Consider the following 4,602-nt stretch of genomic DNA (forward strand, 5'->3'; position numbering starts at 1 on the left):
GTGCAGGCCGGTCAGCGCGTCGGTCACCGCCATCTCGATGGTCTGGGTGACGCTGGCGCGCAGCTGATCGTTATAGCGCTTGCGCCGCACCTGCGTGCGCAGCCGGGCCGTCAGCTCGTGCTGATCGATCGGCCGCGTCAGATAGTCGTTGATGCCGAGTTCGAGGCCGCGGATGATGCGGCCCTCCTCGCCCTCATCGGCCAAGAGCATGATCGGCAGGAAGCGGGTGCGGTCGAGCGAGCGCAGTTGCGAGCAAAGCCGGAGCGCATCGAAATCGGCGAAGGCCGTCGAGATCAGCACGCATTCATAGGCGGTCTCGGCGGCCTGGAAGAATCCGGCATTCGGATCGGTGGCGACGTCGAGATCGGCGCTGCCGCGAAGCATCTTCTGGATACGCTCGATAGACGACTTGCGCTCGTCCACCAGAAGCACCTTGGGCTTGGTGTCTTCCGTCGCGAAGTTGCGGCTGAGCAGCTCTTCGATGCCGATGTTGCGCGTGGTCGAGGCGCGCAGCCGCAATTCGTCGGTCAGCGACTTCAGCCTGACCAGGCTCTTCACCCGCGTCATCAGTTGCAGATCATTGACCGGCTTGGTGAGGAAATCGTCGGCGCCCGCCTCAAGGCCGCGCACCCGGTCCGATACCTGGTCGAGCGCGGTGATCATGACAACCGGAATATGCGAGGTCGCCGGGTCGCTCTTCAGCCGCTTGCAGACCTCGAAGCCGTCCATGCCCGGCATCATCACGTCGAGCAGCACGACATCGACCTTGCCGTTTTCGCAGGTCTCGATCGCATCCGGGCCGTTGCCGGCCGTCAGCACCTCGAAATATTCGGCCAGCAGCCGAACCTCCAGCAGCCGCACATTGGCGGGGATGTCATCGACGACGAGGATCCGCGCGGTCATCTCAAAGGCTCCGGCTCAGGCATCGCCCAGATAGGATTTGATCGTTTCGATGAAGCGCGGCACCGAGATCGGCTTGGAAATATAGGCCTCACAACCGCCCTGCCGGATGCGCTCCTCGTCGCCCTTCATCGCGAAGGCGGTGACGGCGATGACCGGGATCGAGTGCAATTCGTCGTCTTCCTTCAGCCACTTGGTCACTTCCAGGCCAGAAACCTCGGGCAGTTGGATGTCCATCAGGATCAGGTCCGGCCGGTGCTGGCGCGCGAGATCCAGCGCCTCCAGGCCGTTGCGCGTGCGGACCGTTTCGTAACCGCTGGCTTCGATGAGGTCCCGAAAGAGCTTCATGTTGAGCTCATTGTCCTCGACGATCATGACCTTCTTAGCCATCAATTTCCCGTCCCGACGGGCCCCTGAGCCGAAGACCGCCGTCATGCGTCCTTGCCGGATCGCACCCAACCCGCCTGTACCCTACGTCAATATGATTGACGAAACGCAAACCTGCCGTTGGAAAAGCACACCCATTCCACTTGCGGCTGCAGGGCTGAAGCGGCTGAGACTTGCCGCAAGCGACGCTTGCCATTACTGCGGAAGAAAGACTCAACATGCTCATCGGCAAAAGGTAATGATGACGAACGCAGCGTCAATGCGCGAGGAGGCGGAAACCCTTGCCGTCAGGGCGCTTGGCTTCGTCGCCGGCGATCCGGAGCTGTTGCCTCGCTTCCTGGCGATAACCGGCATCGAGGCGCGGTCGATCCGCCACGCTGCCGCGGAGCCGGGCTTCCTTGCCGGCGTGCTGCAGTTCATCCTCGCCCACGAGCCGACGCTTTTGCGCTTTGCCGAGGAAACGGGCACGCCACCGGCTGCCGTCGGCAAGGCTTTGCGGGAGCTGCCGCTCGGCAACGACGATCATGAGCGCTCGACATGAGCGACGATCCCGAGACCGCGCGCCAGATCGAGGAGTTGGCGGCCGACGACCGGCCGCTGCTGGTGCTCGATGTCGATGATGTCGTGCTCGAATTCATCCGGCCCTTCCCGCGCTACCTGAAGTCGCGCGGCTTCGGGCTGACTCTCGCCTCCTTCCGCCTCACCGGCAACATCGCCGAGATGGCGTCCGGCCGGCTGATTGAGCAGGCGGAAGTGACGGCGCTTCTCGACGATTTCTTCGATGCCCAGGCCGATTGGCAAAGCATCACCGACGGCGCCGCGGAGGCGCTGGCGTCGCTCGGACAGCGCGCCGAGATCGTGCTCCTGACCGCGATGCCACACAAGCACCGCGCCGTGCGCCGGGCGCATCTCGACGTGCTGGGCCTGAACTACCCGCTGCTGACCACGGAAATGGCAAAGGGCCCAGCCATCGCCAAGCTGCGCGGCGCCAAGGGCCGGCCCGTCGCCTTCGTCGACGACCAGCCCTCCAACCTGCTGTCGGCGCGCAGCTCTGTCGTCGACGCGCACCTCTTCCACCTGATGGCCGACAATTCGCTGCGCGCTTTCCTGCCGCCGACGCCGGACGACATCATCTCGGTCGATAACTGGCGCGAGGCGGCGCCGAGGATTGCGGGCGCGCTCGGGCTATAATTCAGGCGCTCAGGGCTGCAGCTTCGCTCCAGCCCCGCCATTGTCGCCGCCGTCCGAATCGGCCCCGCCGGTTGAATTGTCCGTTCCGTTCGCGCCGTCATCGCCGCTCGAATTGTCGTCCTGCCCCGCGCTGTCGTCCTGGACTTTATCCGGGCCCTTCAGCATGGCGCCGTTGACGACGATGGACCCATCGGCCTTGGTGTTGATCACCCACTCCAGGCGACCGTCAGGCAGTGTCTTGCCAAAACCCTTGACGGCAAGCGCGAACGGGAAGGCCTGCACCATTTGCTCATCGCTCTTTGCCGCTTCCTTCAGGGCATCGACGATCCTGTCGTAGCCGGCGACGTCGATGGTCACGCTCCCATCGGCTTTCTTGCTATCCGGGAAATACACCTCGCCTTCCATGGCGACTTCGATACCGCCATTCTTCACTGTCGAGTGCCCGAACACGATCTTGGGCTTCTTGGCCTTGAAATCCTCGACCAAAGCCTTGCCGAATGCATCCGGCAGCGACGGATTCTTATTGAGATCAAAGGCTTCGATCGTCTTCCTTGCCATCGTATCGAGATCAATATTGGCGCCACCGAAGTTGAGGTCGATATCCGTCGGCAGCAACGCGACGCTCCAGGCGGGCAGCGCTTGCTGCGGGATCGTCAGGCCGGAGGCCTTGATCGCGTAATCGACTCTGCCGTTCGGTGAGATTCCGTCCATCGCGAACGCGGTGCTGAACTGCTTCGCCGCGAATTTGCCGACAGGGCTCTCCACCTCGAAATCCTTAAAGCTGTAGTTGCCGTCGATCCTTTCCCAGACGGGCAGCGCGGCCAACAGGAGCGATTTGAGCTCCGCCTGGTTAGCCTTGAGCTTGGCTTCGTCCTCATTGGCGACGGCAAAGGCAAGAAGGTCGAGCAACGGCTTCGTCCGTACGCCCTTGCCATTCGCATCAACGGAAAGTTCGGGCGTTTTCAGGGTGACCGGAAAATTCATTCCGCTGTTGGGATCGTCCATCTTGATCGTCTCGACGAAGCTCGAGACCTTTTGCGTTGCCTTGAAGTCGACGCCGCCATTGGCCGACTTGGTGGCGGCAATCGTCGCGGTGCCAGCACCGGCGGTGACGTCCGCCTGCTGCTTGGCTTCCCGAGACGTCATCGTCATGCCGGCCATCGAGCTGGCGCCGCTGGTGAACGCCGCCAGGTTCGGATCGTAGACGGCGGAGCCCTTGCCGTCCTTGACCGAAACTTGCATGCTTTGCGGGCCTTCGGGTCCGTTGAATTCGAAGGACATGGTGTGGGAAAAATCCGAGGTGACGTCCCAGAATCCATCGCTGCGCGGCTTCACCATCAAGGCATAGGGCGCGAGGTCGATCTTGAACGGCTTCTGCTCCGGCAGGGCGCTGACCAGGGCCTTGACGTCCACTGCGATCTTGTAGGCGTCGCCTTCGACCGAGACCTTGAGCACGCCCTTCTCGAACGCCTGCTTGCCGAAATAGCGCGCCAGATTGTCCGAAAGCTGTTTGGCGCCCTGGCTGTCGACGGTCTGCGCAACGGCCGGCGCGCTGAAAGCAAGAATGAAAACAAGTGGCAAAACACGCTTCACGTCAGTCTCCGTCGGTCTCGGAAGGCAAATCGTTTCGTCTTCTGGTGGAAAAGAAGCATTACAGCCGCAAGACGATGACTGTAAGCCAAATCCTCAAGCGGCTAAAGCACCAGCCGCATCAGCGGCCTGCCGGGCTTGCGCTCCAGAAGCCTCTCGAACCCGGCCTTCTCGAACACGCGCGACGAGCCGACGAACAGCCCGATCGAACGCGAATCGCGCGACAGATCGATCGGGCAGGCTTCCAGCAGCCTGGCGCCATTTTCGCGGGCAAAGGCGATGCCGCCGTCGACAAGGCGATGAGTGATGCCCCTGCCCCGCGCCTTGGCGCGAATGAAAAAGCAGGAGATCGCCCAGACGTTCGGGTCTTGGGCATCCGCGGGATCGACAGGCGCCGAGCCCCGGCCTTGATTGTTCCATTCAGGCACGTCGGCGCGCGGGCCGACCTGCATCCAGCCGACGGCCTTGCCGTCCTCGAAAGCCAGAAGCCCGGGCGGCGGGCCGGCTTCGATGCGCGCCTTGATGTGATCCTTG

The 4,602-nt window shown here is 62.8% G+C and carries 6 protein-coding genes; 2 read left to right on the top strand and 4 right to left on the bottom strand.

Annotation, left to right across the window (positions count from 1 at the left end; all coding sequences use genetic code 11):
- Together EOA79_RS29885 and EOA79_RS29890 are read right to left on the bottom strand one after the other, a co-directional pair.
- Positions 1–903: response regulator (locus EOA79_RS29885; RefSeq protein WP_128293554.1), on the bottom strand; the 903-nt coding region annotated here is incomplete at its 3' end.
- A 15-nt stretch (positions 904–918) separates the two neighbouring features.
- Entirely contained in the window at positions 919–1,290 is a 372-nt protein-coding gene (locus EOA79_RS29890; RefSeq protein ID WP_027166515.1) for a response regulator, read from the bottom strand.
- Between the two features lie 238 nt (positions 1,291–1,528).
- On the opposite strand from EOA79_RS29890, the gene EOA79_RS29895 reads away from it, so the two are divergent.
- Positions 1,529–1,828, top strand: a complete 300-nt coding sequence (locus EOA79_RS29895) for a DUF3572 domain-containing protein (RefSeq protein WP_095826132.1) — start codon at positions 1,529–1,531, stop codon at positions 1,826–1,828.
- Positions 1,825–2,478, top strand: coding sequence for a hypothetical protein (locus EOA79_RS29900; protein WP_095802203.1), 654 nt, complete (start codon positions 1,825–1,827; stop codon positions 2,476–2,478). The genes EOA79_RS29895 and EOA79_RS29900 overlap by 4 nt, the downstream gene beginning before the upstream one ends.
- Before the next feature lie 9 nt (positions 2,479–2,487).
- On the opposite strand, the gene EOA79_RS29905 is transcribed toward EOA79_RS29900, so the two are convergent.
- Entirely contained in the window at positions 2,488–4,071 is a 1,584-nt protein-coding gene (locus EOA79_RS29905; protein ID WP_095826085.1) for a DUF2125 domain-containing protein, read from the bottom strand.
- 101 nt (positions 4,072–4,172) lie between these two features.
- A partial coding sequence (locus EOA79_RS29910; RefSeq protein ID WP_164894008.1) for a GNAT family N-acetyltransferase occupies positions 4,173–4,602 on the bottom strand: 430 nt, incomplete at its 5' end.

Source organism: Mesorhizobium sp. M1A.F.Ca.IN.020.03.2.1, assembly GCF_004023205.1.
In the GTDB taxonomy this organism is placed as follows: domain Bacteria; phylum Pseudomonadota; class Alphaproteobacteria; order Rhizobiales; family Rhizobiaceae; genus Mesorhizobium.

Excerpts from the sequence above, each read along its gene's own strand:
- EOA79_RS29895 (WP_095826132.1), top strand. The coding sequence starts at position 1,529 with ATGACGAACGCAGCGTCAATGCGCGAGGAGGCGGAAACCCTTGCCGTC.
- EOA79_RS29890 (WP_027166515.1), bottom strand. The coding sequence starts at position 1,290 with ATGGCTAAGAAGGTCATGATCGTCGAGGACAATGAGCTCAACATGAAG.
- EOA79_RS29900 (WP_095802203.1), top strand. The coding sequence starts at position 1,825 with ATGAGCGACGATCCCGAGACCGCGCGCCAGATCGAGGAGTTGGCGGCC.